The following is a 16,582-nucleotide window of genomic DNA, read 5'->3' as shown; positions in this document are numbered from 1 at the left end:
ATTACAGCTCTATATCTTCAATATCATTCCAATGTGCTTTATTAACTACAGTACCCTTTTCTAAAAGAACAACACCAGGATTTGCACGCACTATGGTCTTTATCACTTTTTCATCACATAAGTAGAAATCAAAATTAAGGTCAAAATCTTGTTTCACCTTTTCTTTTTCATACTCACCAGAAGAGGTTAGTCCTATTACCGTGTAGCCCTTTTTAATAGCTTCATCTGTAAAATCCTTTAATTTTGAAACACCATCGTTTTCAGATGTTGTGATATTATACATTGCAATTATTACCAACTTATCCTTTTCCATGAAATAAGTTGTTAGGTCTTCATCTTCAGACTCAATAGAAAAATCCTGAATTGGCGGCACATAACCTTCATCAATGGTCTTAGTTTCAACACCAACATAATCCCCTTCTACTTCTGGATAACTGCCGTTAGTCACAAACTCTTTTTCTTCACCGTTAACATTGAACGTCCAAGTATATTCTAAAACTGGTTTTGCAGCATTTTCTGGAATTTCCATTTGTTTTGGCAAATTTTTACCAATAGCATAAGCTCTAAAATCGATAGCTGGTAAGTGCATTAATACATGGTACCCAAACCATAAAGACACAATAAAACTGAGTAAGGCAATAACAGTAGTTGGCAATTTGGTAAATAGTGGTTTTATATATTTAACACCAACAAATAATATGATTATAAGAACTAATAAAATCAAGTCTTTTATAAAACTTTCGAAAGGAGTTAGTTTTAAAGCGTCACCAAAACATCCACAATCTTGAACCTTCATTTGAGCTGAATTAAATTCTGACCACGATGAAAACTCCAAAAAGCCTACACCTTCAGGAACATAACCTGTTAAAAATGTATAACCTGTTAAAAATGTAAAAAAGATTATCATTAAGAGTAGACTCCAAACGGTAAATTTTGGCTTATACCCAATTAATAAAAACACACCAATAATTACCTCAAAAACTACTACAAATACTGAGAGTAATAATGCATAAGGGACTAAAAATTCCAGACCTAGAACTTCAGCACTAAAATATTCTTGCAGTTTATAAGAAAATCCTAATGGATCGTTCAGTTTAATAAATCCAGAGATTATAAATAAAACTCCAACAAATATTCGACTTATGTGTGTGATGTATTTCATATGTTTTGTGGTTCCTGCGTTAGCAGGAATTTATTTTAAATTATTAATGCTTCGACAGTACTCAACCTCATGCTCATTTATTTTATTCTCCCTCACCCAAATGAATCATGGCGAAAATGGCGTAATTTATCATGTCTTGATAGTTAGCATCTATACCTTCACTTACTATTGTTTTGCCTGCGTTATCTTCAATTTGTTTCACACGCAATAGCTTTTGTAATATTAAATCGGTTAATGAACTCACTCGCATATCTCTCCAAGCTTCACCATAGTCGTGATTTTTATTCATCATTAATTCCTTGGTCAGTGCAACCTTTTCATCATAAAGTTTTGTAGCTTCTTCCGTCTCCATATCTGGTTGTTCTACAACACCTTTTTCTAACTGAATTAATGCCATAACACAATAGTTAATAATACCTATAAACTCACTTACTTCACCTTCATCCACCTTTCTAACATCATTTTCTTGTAAGCTTCTTATACGTTGTGCTTTTATAAAAATCTGATCCGTTAGTGATGGTAATCTTAATATCCTCCAAGCACTTCCGTAATCACTCATTTTATTGACAAAAAGCGCTCTGCATTTAGTAATTACTGCATCGTATTGTTTAGATGTATTTTGCATATAATTCCGTAAAAATTTGTGTAAATTTCGCATAAATAAGTTAGAAGTTCAAAGTTTGAGGTTTAAAGTTTTAAGCAGCCTCTTTTAATAAGTTTTATGACCATAAATTGCAAAGGCAAACTCATTGATTTATCCACACCCAAAGTGATGGGAATTCTTAACGTTACACCAGATTCTTTCTACGATGGTGGACAATATAAAGATGAACAATCTATTTTGAATCAGGTTCAAACCATGCTAAACGAAGGTGCTACTTTTATAGATATTGGTGGCTACAGTTCGCGTCCTGGTGCAGATTTTATTAATAAAACTGAAGAATTGAACCGAGTGATTCCTGTGGTAGAACTGATTCTAAAACATTATCCTGAAACCTTAATTTCTATTGATACTTTTAGAAGTAACGTGGCTAAAAAAAGTATTGAAGCAGGAGCTGCAATGATAAATGATATTTCGGCTGGTCATTTAGACGAAAACATGATTGTAACTGTTGGGCAACTCGGTGTACCTTATATTATGATGCACATGAAAGGGAATCCTAAAACTATGCAACAGCAAACCGATTACGATGATTTGGTAAAAGAAATCATAAGCTATTTTGCAGAACGTATTGCGAAAGCGCATGCTGCAAAAATCAATGATATTATTATAGACCCAGGTTTTGGCTTCGCTAAAACTACGGAACAAAATTACGAGCTACTCAACAACATTGAGTTATTGCAAATAGTAGACAAACCTATCCTTGCAGGTGTATCTAGGAAATCTATGATTTATAAAACATTAAATACAACTTCTGAAAACGCACTTAATGGCACAACAGCCTTGCACATGGTTGCGTTGCAAAAAGGTGCAAAAATCTTACGAGTGCACGATGTAAAAGAGGCCGTGGAGTGTGTAACTTTATTTAATCAATTAAAGAATAAATGAAAAAGATTTTATATCTCTTACTGATAACTGCATTTTTAAGCTGTAACAACGAACGCGTACTGCAGTTGCCAGAAATTGAAAATGCAGAAGTCACTGAAGTTTTAGATGTTTCACCTGCTTACATTTTTTATGATGAAACGCAACCAGACTCTACCCTTTTTAATAGAAAAAATCTTATTGGTACAACAAACTGGTTGGTTAATGTAGACAAGCGTTTAACATTAAGACAAGCTATTCCTCATATTCAGTATCTGCAAAACAAACGCAAAAAAGCCTCTATGCATAAAAATGAGGCTGCTAAAAACTATTTTACTTGTAATGATACAAGCATTAAAAATTTGGGGTTTTTGGAGTTTACTGATGTGGAATATGTTATTGATATAGAAAGTTATGAGCCCAAAAACGAGACATCAATTGGCAATAATAATAAATTTGTTCTCATTCATTTTTTTGACAATGGCTATTTAAATATTACTGAATTTTTTGATGGTAAACAGACCATGGATAAAACCCTTGAGATTGACAGGTATTTTAATTCTGATTTATTCAAAGAATATCAAGAAAATAAAAATCTAATCAATATTTCATTTGACATTAGGATGAATTTTCAATTATACATAGCATTAAAATATCAGCTAATAAACTATTTGAGTGATATGTCTGAAATAAGTAATGTTGAATTCATTTATTAACATAAATTATTAAATTAGCAAAAAGCACTAACCTTGGAAAACTTACAACTTTGGGAATTTAGATTTATAGACTTTGTAGATGTTTTCTTGGTGGCTATTCTACTCTATTATATCTACAAACTTGTAAAAGGTACTGTGGCTATCAATATTTTTATTGGTATTCTTATCATATATTTTGCTTGGAGACTTACAGACTACTTAAAAATGCAGATGCTCTACAGTATTTTTGATGGCTTTATGAAGGTTGGTATTATTGCTCTTATTGTGGTTTTTCAGCCAGAAATCCGGAAGTTTTTATTACTCGTTGGTTCCACCAATATTGGAGGTAAAAAAGGGATTTTTAAGAATTTTAAATTCTTAAAAAATGATGACCAGACTTCTACAGATGTTGAAGCAATTATCAATGCATGCAACAAAATGGGAACCACAAATACTGGTGCATTGATTGTTATTGAACGTAACAACAATCTAGATTTTTTGACCAATACTGGTGATGACACCAATATTTTAGTGTCTCAACCTATTATAGAAAGTATCTTCTTTAAAAATAGTCCGTTGCATGATGGTGCCATAATTATAGATAAGAATGTAGTAAAGGCAACACGCGTTATTTTACCTGTTAATAACGAAAAAAATATACCAGAACGTTTTGGACTGCGTCACAGAGCAGCTATTGGTATTACAGAAAAAACAGATGCACTTGCCATTGCTGTAAGTGAAGAAACAGGCCAAATATCATACATTAAGAACGGAGAATTTGTAATGTTTAAAGACACTGATGATCTTGTAAAAAAGATTAAAGAAGACTTAAACTAAATATGAATTGTAAAAATTGCCATAAAGTCCTAAAAGATACACAAAAGTATTGTGATGAGTGTGGTGCAAAAGTGATTCAAAATCGTTTAACGCCAAAGGTTCTGATCAAACAAGTTAACGATCAATTCTTGTCTATTGATAACAAGTTTTTGCAAACATTCATAAGCTTATTTACAAAACCAGATGATGTTATTGATGGCTACATAGAAGGTACACGAAAGAAGTATGTTGGTGTAATTACTTACTATGCAATTTCATTGACTGTTTTAGGTTTTCAGATGTTTATCCTTAAGAATTTATTTCCAGAATTTTTAGAAGCCCAAGGTGGACTTTTTATGGATGGTTTTGATTTGGGTAGTCAAGGAAGTGAAAAACCACCATTTGATTTTCCTAGTTTTTTTAACAACTATCAAGGTGTGTTTTTTTCAATCTTAATGCCATTTATAGCTATAGGTACGTGGCTGGTTTATTTGGACAAAAGAAGGCACAACTATACTGAGCATTTGGTTATAAATCTTTATGTTACCTCTCAGACGATTTATGTTAGTTTTATAATTTATTTGCTGCTAGCTGCTTTTAATATTCAAAATTATCTAGTTGCTTCAATTTTAGTAACACCTCCTTTAATAATCTATGGAGCTTATGTATTTAAAAAACTTTATGGATTAAAATTCATCTATTCCATTTTAAGATACATTGTTGCTTATATCTTGTATACCATTGTATTTAGCATAATAATGCTGATATTCTTAGTTATTTTATTTATTTACCTATTTGCTACAGGAAAATTTAACCCTTAATATGAACTGCAAAAATTGTCATACCGAATTACAAGAGCAAGACGACTATTGCAGAAATTGTGGTGGCAAAGTCATTAGAAATAGGTTAACACTAAGAAATCTATTTGAACACCTTAGCGAAACATTTTTCAATTATGACAATAAATTACTAAGAACTTTTACTCAGCTTTTTAAGAAACCTGAAGATGTTATTGTTGGTTATATTAATGGTACCCGAAAAAAATATGTTAACGTTATAAGCTATTTTGCTTTAGCCATTACTTTGTCTGGTTTACAAATTTATATTTTACAAAAATTTCAAACGGACTTAACACTATATGATACATCAACGGAAATAGGGAAAAGTCAGCAAGAAGTATTTGAAAAAACGTACAAATTTACAAGCGATTATCAATCGCTTGTGATGATGCTTTACATACCAATTTATGCGATTATTGCAAGATTAACTTTTTTGGGAATAAAAAAATTTAACTATACTGAGTTAATTGTGATATTTCTTTACTCACAAGCACAGGTTTCTATATGTATGGCTGCATTAACCCTTATAGTGGTCCCGTTTAACATCATCTCTATTCAATTATTGGGTTTAATCACAATGCCAATAATGTTTTTCTATTATGCTTATTGCTTAAAAAGGGTTTTTGGTCTTAACCTATCACAAATGCTTTTGCGGACTCTGATATTCCTGGGAATTATGGTTGTGCTTATTGTATTATTGGGTATAGTTTCAGCGATATACATGTATAGTTCTGGTACCTTAGATACTATGATTGAAGCTAAAAAAGCTGAAATCGAAGCTAGCAAAGCGATAAAAGACACAATCAATTAAACTGTCTCAGCTTTTAAAAACTGGACTTCATAAAGGTTTTTGTAATAACCATCTTTCTTCTTAAGTAAAGATTTGTGTGTTCCCATTTCAACAATCTGTCCTGCATCCATAACAATAATTTTATCTGCTTGCTGAATAGTTGCTAATCTATGCGCAATAACAATTGATGTTCTCCCTTTGGTGATTGTATCTGTAGCATCTTGTATTAATTGCTCAGAATAAGAATCTACTGAGGATGTAGCTTCGTCTAAAATTAAAATACTTGGATTGGTTACATAAGCCCTTAAAAACGAAATCAATTGACGCTGACCAGAAGAGAGCATAACACCGCGTTCTTTAACGTTATAGTGATAACCACCAGGAAGACTTGTTATAAAATCATGTATACCAATAGCTTTTGCCGCAGTAACGACATCATCTTCTGTGATATATTCATTATTTAGTGTAATATTGTTTAGAATAGTATCTGCAAACAAAAATACATCTTGTAACACTACTGCTATTTGATTTCTCAACGAGCTTAGAGTCATATCTTTTATGTCTGTGCCATCCACTCTAATATGACCCGAATTTATTTCATAAAAACGATTCAATAAGTTGATGATTGTAGATTTTCCAGCTCCTGTAGCACCTACTATAGCCACCGTTTCTCCAGCCTCTACATTAAAAGAAATGCCTTTTAAAACTTCTTCATCTTTTACGTATGAAAATCTTACATTATCAAACGCTATCTCACCTTTAAAATGATTGGCTTCAATAGTACCATGATCATTAATATTAGAAGTCGTATCTAAAACTCTAAAAACACGATCAGCAGCTACCATTCCCATTTGTAATGTATTGAATTTGTTAGCTATTTGATACAACGGCCTAAAAAGCATTGGTATAAACATTGTAAAAGAAATCAAATCACCCAAGGTTGTAGTTGCTCCTTGGTTTATGGCTGTAAACCCACCAACTAAAATCACCAAGGCCATAGTAAGCGAAGACACAAACTCAGCTACTGGAAAGAAAATAGAATTATACCAAACAGTTTTTAACCAGCCTTTTTTATGACGTTCGTTTATTTCTTTAAACTTTTTATATTCGGTTGCTTCTCTTGTGAACAATTGCAAGATTTTCATTCCAGTAACACGCTCTTGCACAAAAGAATTAAGATTAGATACCTCTGTTCGTACATCTTCAAAAGCTCTCTTCATATACTTCTGAAAAATCTTAGTAGCGACTATAATAATTGGCATCGTTGCAAAAACAATCAAACTCAGTTTTAAGTTAATAAATGCCATAAAAACTGCAACAACTAACATCTTTAGTATATCACTAAATATCATGAACAAACCTTGCCCAAAAATGTCAGCAATACGCTCCATGTCTGTTACAGCTCTGGTAATAAGGACACCTACAGAAGATTTATCAAAATACGTCATTTTAAACTTTAGAATATGCTTAAAAAGTTTAACACGAATATCTTTCACCACTGACTGCCCCAACCAACTTGCATAATATATAAATAGTAGCTGAGACACAACCTCCAAAACAAGAAGCACAAGCATAATGCCCATGTAAAACACAAAACCTCCATACTCTTTATTAGCTATTTTTATGTCTATGGCATCCTTTAAAATCCTTGGTCTTAACGCACCAAAAACAGCCAAACCAATAACACAAATTAAGGAGATTACAAATACTGTTTTGTAAGGCTTTATATAATGTAGTAATCGCTTAAAAAGCGATGTATCGAATATTTTCTTTTTATTTTTTTCTGCCATCGTAAGCCAAAATTAGCTCTATAAATGCTTATTAAATTTTAATCGTTTCTGGATATTCAATATTTACCAAATATAGTCCATGTGCAGGAACTGAAAATCCTGCCTTACCTCTATCCTTTGATACAATTATTTGGTGTAAATCTTCAGGTTTTAATTTTCCTAAACCAATGTTTATCATGGTACCAACAACAGCTCTAACCATATTTCGTAAAAACCGATTGGCTTTTATGGTGAACAAAAGTTCCTCACCATTTTGAGTCCAAAACGCTTCCATAATATTACAATTATAAGTTTTTACATCTGTATTACTCTTAGAAAAGCATTGAAAGTCTTTATACTCAAATAAAATTTTACAAGCTTGGTTCATTGCATCAACATCTAAAGGTAAGTGCATTTGATATGAATAGTTGTAATCAAATACATTTTTTAATGTTGAAACTCTGTAATGATATGTTCTGCTCAAAGCATCAAACCTAGCATGCGCCTCATCTGTAACTTTATAAATTGTTTGTATTGCAATGTCTTTTGGCAAAAAGGAATTTAACTTATAGGTTAAATCTTCCGATTTTAACTCTCCTTCAAAATCAAAATGAGCATACATCTGCGATGCATGCACACCTGCATCAGTTCTTCCTGCACCAACGATATTGATAGTTTCTTTTAAAATGGTACTCAATGCTTTTTCTATAACTTCTTGTACCGAAATAGCGTTTGGCTGATTTTGCCAACCATGATAGGCTTTACCATTATATGATAACTCTAAAAAATATCTCAAAAGATTGGCTATTTTTGCTTTTTAAAGTCACAAAGATACATAGAATCGGTAGTTAAAATCACAATATTATCTTAATGCAAAAGATACTCCTCTTATCAGACACACACAGTTACATTGATAACACTATTATTAAATATGTGAAGCAAGCCGATGAAGTTTGGCATGCTGGTGATATTGGAGATTTAAAAGTAACCGATGAAATAAAAAAACATAAGCCATTAAAAGCTGTTTATGGTAATATTGATGATACAAGAGCAAGAGCCGAATTTCCTTTAAATCTACGTTTCAAATGTGAAGAAATTGATGTTTGGATAACACATATTGGTGGATATCCTCCAAAATATAACGGTCGTGTTAGAGAAGCACTTCAAAATAATCCACCAGATTTATTTATTTGCGGCCACTCTCATATTTTAAAAGTAATTCCAGATAAAAAATTAAACCTACTACACATGAATCCAGGTGCTGTTGGCAAACATGGATTTCATCATAAAAGAACAATGTTGCGCTTTAATATTGATGGTAAACAAATAAAAGATCTCGAAGTTATAGAATTTGAAAGATAAAAATGAAAAACCCAGACGGCAGCGTCTGGGTTTTTCGCACTAATACTACTAAGATTTTAGGTTCTATCGTAATCTATCTACAGATTTTACAAGATCTTCATCCTTTTTAATAGCCTTGTTTGCCAAGACTAAACACACAATAGAAAAAATAGGAAGAAGAATCCCAATACCTTTCTCAGAAACATTCGTTTCTCCAGATATATTTAGAGATTGATATACAAAGATTCCTAGTAAAATAAAGTTTAATATTATATTAACTCGTCCCATTACAAATTGAGACTTTCTATTTTTAAAACTAAAAATCGAGATTAAAGATAATAAAGCAGATGCTAAAAACAAGCCCAAATACAAATAATTATCTGTTGCAAAAACTTTCACATCTTCAGTGTTAGTCCACAGATGAAACACAAATATTAGTCCTGCAGAAATAACTACAGACAAAAATAAATAAAGTGTTTGTATGCGCTGAATCATATCTTCAATTAAAAATTGCTCGGCAAAATTAGTAGTTTATTTTTTAAAAAGATAGAAATTGTTTTAAAATAAAATTGTATTATTGCAATAGAATGTGGCAACATACTGAGTTGCATCATTCTATCTTCCAAATTAATTTCACTTTTTTTCTTTTTATTTCATTTAGAAAATATTGAATTAATAATATCAAATTGTAATACATTATATAACATACGAATGTTTGAAATTTCACAGTTAAAAGCTAAAAAGCTTCCTGAACTACAGGATATAGCTAAACAACTAAATGTACCTAAGTATCGCTCACTAAAAAAGCTAGACTTGGTATATCAAATCTTAGATTATCAAGCTGCAAACCCAGAAGCAGTAAAAGCAAAGGTTGAAACGGACTCTAACCAAAAACCAGAGCAAAAACAAAATAAGCCTCAACAAAAAAGAGCTAGAGTACAGAGAAAACCAAAAGAAACTAACGATCAAAAATCTTTGGAGTTTTCAGATAAAAAAGAGGACGCTAAGCCAAAAGAACAAAAATCGAATAAGTCTAACAACGATAAGCAAAATCAGCAACGTCAAGACAATAAGTCTAACGATCGTAAAGAAGACAATAGACGTTCTAACAACAATAATCAGAAAAACGATAATAGACAAAACCGAAATAACAATAATAACAATCAGAAAAACAATGGTAACAAGGATAACAGAAACCGTTATCGTGAGCCAGATTTTGAGTTTGATGCTATTATTGAAAGTGAAGGAGTCTTAGATATAATGCAAGATGGTTATGGATTCTTGAGATCTTCTGACTATAACTACTTAACTTCACCTGATGATATTTATGTATCGCAATCTCAAATACGTTTATTTGGTTTAAAGAAAGGTGATACTGTTCTTGGTCATGTAAGACCACCTAAAGAAGGTGAAAAATATTTCCCTCTTATTAAGGTGAGTAAAATCAATGGTCAGGATCCTAATGTAGTAAGAGATCGTGTTGCTTTTGAACATTTAACTCCTCTTTTCCCTAAAGAAAAATTCAATATTGCAGAAAAACAAAGCACTATTTCTACGAGAATAATGGATTTGTTTTCCCCAATAGGAAAAGGGCAACGCGGTATGATTGTATCACAACCAAAAACTGGTAAAACCATGTTGCTTAAGGATGTCGCTAATGCAATAGCTGCTAATCATCCTGAAGTATATCAAATGATATTACTTATTGATGAAAGACCTGAGGAAGTAACAGACATGCAACGTAATGTACGAGGTGAAGTTATTGCTTCTACGTTTGATAAAGAAGCTCACGAGCACGTAAAAATTGCAGATATTGTTTTAGAAAAAGCAAAACGATTAGTAGAGTGTGGACATGATGTTGTCATCTTATTAGATTCTATTACACGTTTAGCAAGAGCATACAATACAGTTCAACCTGCTTCTGGTAAAATCTTATCTGGTGGTGTTGATGCAAACGCTTTACACAGACCAAAACGTTTCTTTGGTGCAGCTCGTAATATCGAAAATGGTGGTTCTTTAACAATCATAGCTACAGCATTAACAGAAACAGGATCCAAGATGGACGAAGTCATCTTTGAAGAATTTAAAGGTACTGGTAATATGGAATTACAGTTAGATCGTAAGATTTCTAACCGTCGTATTTTCCCTGCTATAGATCTTACTTCTTCTAGTACAAGACGAGATGATTTATTATTGGACGATAATACGATTCAAAGAATGTGGGTAATGCGTAAATATCTTGCAGACATGAATCCGGTTGAGGCGATGGAATTTATAAATGATCGTTTTAAACAAACTAGAAATAACGAAGAGTTCCTAATCTCTATGAACGGATAAACACATCTTCAAAAACTATAATAATGTAAAAAAGCCTTGAATTAATTTTCAAGGCTTTTTTTATTTTTTGATTAAAAATGACTGATAAAAATTTAACATAAAAAAAGGCTTTCGAAATCGAAAGCCTTTTGAATATTCTTAGTAGTTTCTACGTTTACAACGTAGCAACATGTTTAGTTAATTGAGACTTTAAGTTACCAGCTTTGTTAGAATGGATAATATTCTTCTTAGCTAACTTATCAATCATGCTAATAACAGATGGCAACATTGACTTTGCCTCTTTAGCGTCAGTTAACTCACGTAACTTTTTAATAGCGTTACGAGTCGTCTTGTGCTGATATCTGTTAAGCACTCTCTTCTTTTCGTTACTTCTAATTCTTTTTAAAGCTGACTTATGATTTGCCATTTTATTTTTTCTTATTAAAAATTGTAGCCCGTAGGGGAATCGAACCCCTCTTACCAGGATGAAAACCTGGCGTCCTAGCCGATAGACGAACGGGCCATTTGGTTATTTACTTATTTAAATGAACCTACAATGTTTCCATTGCGGATGCAAAAATACAACTATTTTTAAATGTTGCAACTACTAACTTATTTTTTTTGAAAAAAAATTAATAAGCCTTTGCAAAAAGTACACGCTGATTAGATGGATTACCAGTAAACACACACTTTCCGTCTTCTTTTTTATTATCTAAAGGTACACATCTAATAGTTGCTTTTGTTAGTTCTTTTATTTTTTGTTCTGTTTCTGCTGTTCCATCCCAATGTGCAGAAATAAATCCTGTTTTGGTTTCTAACACTTTTTTAAACTCTTCAAAATCATCAACCTCTGTAATATGAGAATCTCTAAAGTTTAAAGCTTTATTGAATAAACTCTCTTGAATTTCCTCGAGTAAATCTTCAACAACCACATTAATTCTATCTAAAATTACCGTCTCTTTAGTAAAAGTATCTCTTCGAGCTAACTCAACAGTTTCATTTTCTAGATCTTTAGGACCTATTGCTATTCTTAATGGCACACCTTGCAATTCGTGTTGTGCGAATTTAGCACCTGGTCGCAAAGTATCTCTACCATCAAACTTTACTCTAATATTTAATTCTCTTAAATCATCTGTTATTTGATCTGCTACTTTTTTTATAGCGTTAAACTGTTCATCATTCTTATAAATAGGAACAATCACAACTTGGTAAGGTGCTAGATTTGGTGGTAAAACTAAACCTTTATCATCACTATGTGTCATAATTAACGCTCCCATTAATCTTGTTGACACTCCCCAAGATGTTGCCCAAACATAATCTTGTTTTCCTTCCTTGTTGGTAAACTTAACATCAAAGGCTTCAGCAAAATTTTGCCCTAAAAAATGGGATGTTCCAGCTTGTAAAGCTTTTCCATCTTGCATTAAGGCCTCTATACAATACGTGTCTTCGGCACCAGCAAAGCGTTCACTTTCTGTTTTTACACCTTGAATAACAGGAATAGCCATAAAATTTTCTGCAAATTGCGCATAAACATTATTCATCTGTACGGTCTCCGCAATTGCTTCATCTTTTGTTGCGTGTGCTGTATGACCTTCTTGCCATAAAAATTCTGCTGTTCTTAGAAATAATCTGGTTCTCATTTCCCAGCGCACAACATTAGCCCATTGGTTTACTAAAATTGGTAAATCTCTATAACTTTGAATCCATCCTTTATATGTATTCCAGATTATTGCTTCACTAGTTGGTCTAACAACAAGTTCTTCTTCTAGTTTTGCATTAGGATCTACTCTAAGCTTACCTTCATTATCAGGATCAGATTGTAATCTATAATGAGTTACTACAGCACATTCTTTTGCAAAACCCTCTGCATTTTTCTCTTCAGCTTCAAATAAACTTTTTGGAACAAATAAAGGGAAGTAAGCATTTTGATGTCCAGTTTCTTTAAACATTATATCTAATTCTGCCTGCATCCTTTCCCAAATTGCATAACCATAAGGTTTGATAACCATACATCCACGTACGGCAGAATTTTCAGCTAAATCGGCTTTTACAACCAATTCATTATACCATTTTGAATAATCTTCAGCTCTAGTAGTAAGATTTTTACTCATTTTCAATGTTTTGGCACAAATATTGTGACTATGTTAAATAAAAAAATAGTTGCGCAAAACTAACTATTTTTGCTATGTTCAACAATAAAATATAAGAGATATGCAATTTAAAACCATTACTAAACACAAATTGCCATTTTTTGTTGCACTCGGTTTAATGGCCGTGTTAACTTCATGTGGTTCTTTTCAATATGTAGGTTACGATGACGACGGCATTTATTCATCTGAAGATTATGATACTGCCAATGTTGAACAACCTGTTGTTACTACATCTACAGATGATTCTGATTATTATAAAAATTACTTTGCTGAAAATGCAGCGCAAATAGATGCTGCTATGGAAAATAGCGAAATATTTACAGACATAGACTCTTATGAAGGTAATTACCTTGAAAGAGCTCAAGACACTATTGAAGAAAGACCAGTTTATGGTGGCTGGGGTCAAAATAATGAAAGTATCACCATTAACATTATAGACAATGGCTGGTATGGCTGGAATGACCCATGGCTTTGGAACGCTGGCTGGGGCTATGGCTGGAATAACTGGGGTTGGGGACGACCTTGGGGCTGGGGATGGAACAACTGGGGTTGGAATGCTGGTTGGGGCTGGAATGCTGGTTGGGGTTACGGCTGGAACAACTGGGGTTGGAACGCTGGCTGGGGTTACGGCTGGAATAATTGGGGCTGGGGTCCTGGATGGGGCTACGGTTGGAACAATTGGGGCTGGAATGGTTACTACAGAGGTAATCGTTATGCTTACAATGCAGGAAGAAGAGGCTCAATGCTTAGCAACAATTACCTAAACCGTGCTGGCAGAAGTAATTCTGCATTATCTAGAAGAAACTATTCTACAAATAGATTATCACGCGGTGCTACAAGATCAAGTAGATTAAACTCTACAACACGTTCATCTAGAAATAGTACTATAAGAAATTCTTCTACTAGACCTAGCACTAGGGTTACAAGACCAGGTACGAGCAGATCTTCTGGGTCGATTAGGTCCACGAGAAGTACACGATCATCTGGTTCAGTTAGATCTACAAGAAGTACACGATCTTCAGGGTCTGTTAGATCTTCGAGAGGCTCATCATCTAGATCATCAGGAAGTATGCGTTCTAGTGGTGGATCAAGGTCATCTGGCAGCATGCGTTCTAGTGGTGGCAGTAGACGAGGCAGAGGATAATAGATAAATTCCTTAAAAAATTAACTTATGAAAAAATTACTTATGTTATGCATAGGCATAGCGAGCACATCTTATATTCTAGCACAAGATATATCTGACGCTGTTCGCTATTCAATGGATGAAATTCAAGGTACAGCTCGTTTTAGAGCTATGAGCGGAGCTTTTGGTGCACTTGGTGGTGACATGTCAGCCGTTAATATTAACCCTGCAGGCTCAGCAATATTTAACAATAGTCACACCTCAGTTTCTATTGGTGTTTTTAACAAAAATGATGACATTAATTACTTTAACGGATTCACAAGCTCTTCAAACTCTAATTTCGATTTAAATCAGTTTGGAGCAACGTTTGTCTTTATTAACAGGAATGAAAGTTCACCATGGAAAAAATTTACTCTAGGTGCTGCCTACGATAGATCAGCAGATTTTGATGACGACTGGGTAGCAAGAGGTGTTAATCCTAATAACTCAATTGGTAGTTATTTTTTGGACTATGCCAATAATGGTAATAACGGCGAAGGTTTAAGGTTAGATGAAATATCAGCTTTTCCTGATGAGACAATCTCTCAGGCTTACTCTGAAATTGGATCATTATATGGCTTTGAGAATCAACAAGCATTTTTAGGATATGAAGGATTTATTATTGACCCAATAGAAAATACAGATGAAAATACTGCTTATACTTCTAATATAGATCTTAATGGAACTGATTATAACCAAGAGTATTACTATGCTAGTAGAGGTTACAATGGTAAACTAGCTTTTAATCTTGCTACAAGTTATGAAGACAAGATATTCTTAGGAATTAATCTAAACGCACATTTTATCAATTATGAGAGAAGTACGTTTTTAAACGAAACCAACTCAAATACAAATTCGACTATAACTAATGTTGATTTTGAGAACAATCTTTTAACAACAGGAAGCGGATTTTCTTTTCAATTAGGAGGTATTGCAAAAGTTACGGAAGAATTCAGAGTTGGATTGTCCTTTAACTCACCTACTTGGTTTAGAATATCAGAAGAAACATCCCAATATTTGGCAACTACAAGTACAACCGAAGGTAACATAATCCTAAACCCAAATGTGGTTAATATTTTCCCTGAATATAGGTTACAGACACCTTCTAAACTTACAGGAAGTTTAGCATATGTTTTTGGAAAACAAGGGTTACTCAGTTTTGATTATTCTATCAAAGATTATAGTAACACGAAGTTTAGACCAACTTCTGACACTTATTTTTCAGCTTTAAACAATAGTATTAGTAATTCATTAGATACAGCAAATTCCTATAGAATTGGTGGTGAGTATAGATACAAACAACTAAGCTTTAGAGGTGGTTACCGTTTTGAAGAAAGTCCTTACAAAGATGACACTTTCTTTGGAGATCTAACTGGGTACTCATTAGGTCTTGGCTATAACTTTGGCAACATTAATCTCGATTTAGCTTTTAGTCAAGCTGAACGTGATACAAATTACCAGCTTTATAATATTGGACTTACTGATTCGGCAGAGTTTGAGTCAAAATTTACTGATGTTATTTTAACTCTAGGGTTTAAGATTTAGTCGCACTCCTTAAACGACTAACACTCTTTTAGAATAAGATAAACACTCAATAGCTATTAGTTATTGAGTGTTTTTGTTTATAACAATCTTCTTTATTAAATCTATTCGACTGAACACAAAACAAAGTGTATTCGGTTTTAATCTATCTGATAACTCCAAGCTATGCTTTATAATCTGAATGCAATCCATTTAAACCCCTAAATCTATATCTAAAACGAATCAATACAACCACAAAAAATCAAAAACCATAATAATCAACATTAGTAATAACTAAACATCCACAAACAGATAATTACAACAAAACTGATAAATAAAAAAGCCTGAACATAATATTCAGGCTTTTCTCTATAATTATTTTAACTACTTATCGTCGTAGCGTAAAATGGGCTTTAAACTCTTTTGTTTGGTTGGTAAGGGGCTCCAGGTACTCTACGGTGAACCAATAGTCGCTCGATGGCATGTTGTTGCCGTT

16 protein-coding genes and 1 tRNA gene are annotated in these 16,582 nt (G+C 32.9%); 9 read left to right on the top strand and 8 right to left on the bottom strand.

Annotated elements, in window-relative coordinates:
* Position 1: 1 nt before the first annotated feature.
* A complete protein-coding gene (locus ACXAFS_RS12565) occupies positions 2–1,162 on the bottom strand; it encodes a BT_3928 family protein (RefSeq protein WP_475307340.1) in 1,161 nt (386 codons plus the stop codon).
* Between the two features lie 82 nt (positions 1,163–1,244).
* Positions 1,245–1,787 (bottom strand): DUF1599 domain-containing protein, encoded by a 543-nt coding sequence (locus ACXAFS_RS12560; protein WP_475307338.1) that lies wholly within the window; start codon positions 1,785–1,787, stop codon positions 1,245–1,247.
* A gap of 96 nt (positions 1,788–1,883) precedes the next feature.
* On the opposite strand from ACXAFS_RS12560, the gene folP reads away from it, so the two are divergent.
* Genes folP through ACXAFS_RS12535 form a run of 5 tightly spaced genes read left to right on the top strand, consistent with a single transcriptional unit; the run spans position 1,884 to position 5,848 of the window.
* Entirely contained in the window at positions 1,884–2,711 is an 828-nt protein-coding gene (gene folP / locus ACXAFS_RS12555) for a dihydropteroate synthase (protein WP_475307337.1), read from the top strand.
* Complete coding sequence (locus tag ACXAFS_RS12550) at positions 2,708–3,403, top strand: hypothetical protein (protein ID WP_475307336.1); 696 nt, start codon at positions 2,708–2,710, stop codon at positions 3,401–3,403. The genes folP and ACXAFS_RS12550 overlap by 4 nt, the downstream gene beginning before the upstream one ends.
* Positions 3,404–3,436: 33 nt before the next feature.
* The gene (cdaA, locus tag ACXAFS_RS12545; RefSeq protein WP_475307334.1) at positions 3,437–4,219 is read left to right on the top strand and encodes a diadenylate cyclase CdaA; all 783 of its coding nucleotides are present in this window, start codon (positions 3,437–3,439) and stop codon (positions 4,217–4,219) included.
* Positions 4,220–4,221: 2 nt separating this feature from the next.
* Positions 4,222–5,019 (top strand): DUF3667 domain-containing protein, encoded by a 798-nt coding sequence (locus ACXAFS_RS12540; protein WP_475307333.1) that lies wholly within the window; start codon positions 4,222–4,224, stop codon positions 5,017–5,019.
* A 1-nt stretch (position 5,020) separates the two neighbouring features.
* Positions 5,021–5,848 carry a DUF3667 domain-containing protein gene (locus ACXAFS_RS12535; protein WP_475307331.1) on the top strand — a complete coding sequence of 276 codons (828 nt, stop codon included), beginning with the start codon at positions 5,021–5,023 and terminating at the stop codon, positions 5,846–5,848.
* Here the strand turns inward: ACXAFS_RS12535 and ACXAFS_RS12530 are convergent.
* Positions 5,845–7,617: an ABC transporter ATP-binding protein gene (locus tag ACXAFS_RS12530; protein ID WP_475307330.1), complete on the bottom strand. Its 1,773-nt coding sequence runs from the start codon at positions 7,615–7,617 to the stop codon at positions 5,845–5,847. The genes ACXAFS_RS12535 and ACXAFS_RS12530 overlap by 4 nt on opposite strands.
* Positions 7,618–7,648: 31 nt before the next feature.
* The gene (truA, locus tag ACXAFS_RS12525) at positions 7,649–8,392 is read right to left on the bottom strand and encodes a tRNA pseudouridine(38-40) synthase TruA (protein ID WP_475307328.1); all 744 of its coding nucleotides are present in this window, start codon (positions 8,390–8,392) and stop codon (positions 7,649–7,651) included.
* Between the two features lie 74 nt (positions 8,393–8,466).
* On the opposite strand from truA, the gene ACXAFS_RS12520 reads away from it, so the two are divergent.
* Complete coding sequence (locus tag ACXAFS_RS12520) at positions 8,467–8,958, top strand: metallophosphoesterase family protein (protein ID WP_475307327.1); 492 nt, start codon at positions 8,467–8,469, stop codon at positions 8,956–8,958.
* 63 nt (positions 8,959–9,021) lie between these two features.
* Here the strand turns inward: ACXAFS_RS12520 and ACXAFS_RS12515 are convergent, their stop codons facing one another.
* Positions 9,022–9,432: a DUF4293 domain-containing protein gene (locus tag ACXAFS_RS12515; RefSeq protein ID WP_243471174.1), complete on the bottom strand. Its 411-nt coding sequence runs from the start codon at positions 9,430–9,432 to the stop codon at positions 9,022–9,024.
* Positions 9,433–9,648: 216 nt separating this feature from the next.
* Between ACXAFS_RS12515 and rho the strand changes: the two genes are divergently transcribed.
* Positions 9,649–11,274: a transcription termination factor Rho gene (rho, locus tag ACXAFS_RS12510; protein WP_475307325.1), complete on the top strand. Its 1,626-nt coding sequence runs from the start codon at positions 9,649–9,651 to the stop codon at positions 11,272–11,274.
* Between the two features lie 154 nt (positions 11,275–11,428).
* On the opposite strand, the gene rpsT is transcribed toward rho, so the two are convergent.
* The 3 genes from rpsT to proS form a co-directional block, all read right to left on the bottom strand.
* The gene (gene rpsT / locus ACXAFS_RS12505; RefSeq protein WP_475307323.1) at positions 11,429–11,680 is read right to left on the bottom strand and encodes a 30S ribosomal protein S20; all 252 of its coding nucleotides are present in this window, start codon (positions 11,678–11,680) and stop codon (positions 11,429–11,431) included.
* Positions 11,681–11,704: 24 nt separating this feature from the next.
* A tRNA-Glu gene (locus tag ACXAFS_RS12500) sits at positions 11,705–11,776 on the bottom strand.
* Positions 11,777–11,885: 109 nt separating this feature from the next.
* Positions 11,886–13,364, bottom strand: a complete 1,479-nt coding sequence (proS, locus tag ACXAFS_RS12495; protein WP_475307322.1) for a proline--tRNA ligase — start codon at positions 13,362–13,364, stop codon at positions 11,886–11,888.
* Positions 13,365–13,464: 100 nt separating this feature from the next.
* On the opposite strand from proS, the gene ACXAFS_RS12490 reads away from it, so the two are divergent.
* Positions 13,465–14,547 (top strand): hypothetical protein, encoded by a 1,083-nt coding sequence (locus ACXAFS_RS12490; protein ID WP_475307321.1) that lies wholly within the window; start codon positions 13,465–13,467, stop codon positions 14,545–14,547.
* A 27-nt stretch (positions 14,548–14,574) separates the two neighbouring features.
* Positions 14,575–16,110: an OmpP1/FadL family transporter gene (locus ACXAFS_RS12485; RefSeq protein WP_475307319.1), complete on the top strand. Its 1,536-nt coding sequence runs from the start codon at positions 14,575–14,577 to the stop codon at positions 16,108–16,110.
* Positions 16,111–16,582: the final 472 nt, after the last annotated feature.

This window comes from Winogradskyella sp. ABM4_392, assembly GCF_056160445.1.
This window is presented reverse-complemented; position numbering and strand designations above follow the sequence as displayed.

Coding starts and splice junctions, on each gene's coding strand:
- ACXAFS_RS12565 (WP_475307340.1), bottom strand. CDS start 1,162: ATGAAATACATCACACACATAAGTCGAATATTTGTTGGAGTTTTATTT.
- ACXAFS_RS12560 (WP_475307338.1), bottom strand. CDS start 1,787: ATGCAAAATACATCTAAACAATACGATGCAGTAATTACTAAATGCAGA.
- folP (WP_475307337.1), top strand. CDS start 1,884: ATGACCATAAATTGCAAAGGCAAACTCATTGATTTATCCACACCCAAA.
- ACXAFS_RS12550 (WP_475307336.1), top strand. CDS start 2,708: ATGAAAAAGATTTTATATCTCTTACTGATAACTGCATTTTTAAGCTGT.
- ACXAFS_RS12540 (WP_475307333.1), top strand. CDS start 4,222: ATGAATTGTAAAAATTGCCATAAAGTCCTAAAAGATACACAAAAGTAT.
- ACXAFS_RS12535 (WP_475307331.1), top strand. CDS start 5,021: ATGAACTGCAAAAATTGTCATACCGAATTACAAGAGCAAGACGACTAT.
- ACXAFS_RS12530 (WP_475307330.1), bottom strand. CDS start 7,617: ATGGCAGAAAAAAATAAAAAGAAAATATTCGATACATCGCTTTTTAAG.
- ACXAFS_RS12520 (WP_475307327.1), top strand. CDS start 8,467: ATGCAAAAGATACTCCTCTTATCAGACACACACAGTTACATTGATAAC.
- ACXAFS_RS12515 (WP_243471174.1), bottom strand. CDS start 9,432: ATGATTCAGCGCATACAAACACTTTATTTATTTTTGTCTGTAGTTATT.
- rho (WP_475307325.1), top strand. CDS start 9,649: ATGTTTGAAATTTCACAGTTAAAAGCTAAAAAGCTTCCTGAACTACAG.
- rpsT (WP_475307323.1), bottom strand. CDS start 11,680: ATGGCAAATCATAAGTCAGCTTTAAAAAGAATTAGAAGTAACGAAAAG.
- proS (WP_475307322.1), bottom strand. CDS start 13,364: ATGAGTAAAAATCTTACTACTAGAGCTGAAGATTATTCAAAATGGTAT.
- ACXAFS_RS12490 (WP_475307321.1), top strand. CDS start 13,465: ATGCAATTTAAAACCATTACTAAACACAAATTGCCATTTTTTGTTGCA.
- ACXAFS_RS12485 (WP_475307319.1), top strand. CDS start 14,575: ATGAAAAAATTACTTATGTTATGCATAGGCATAGCGAGCACATCTTAT.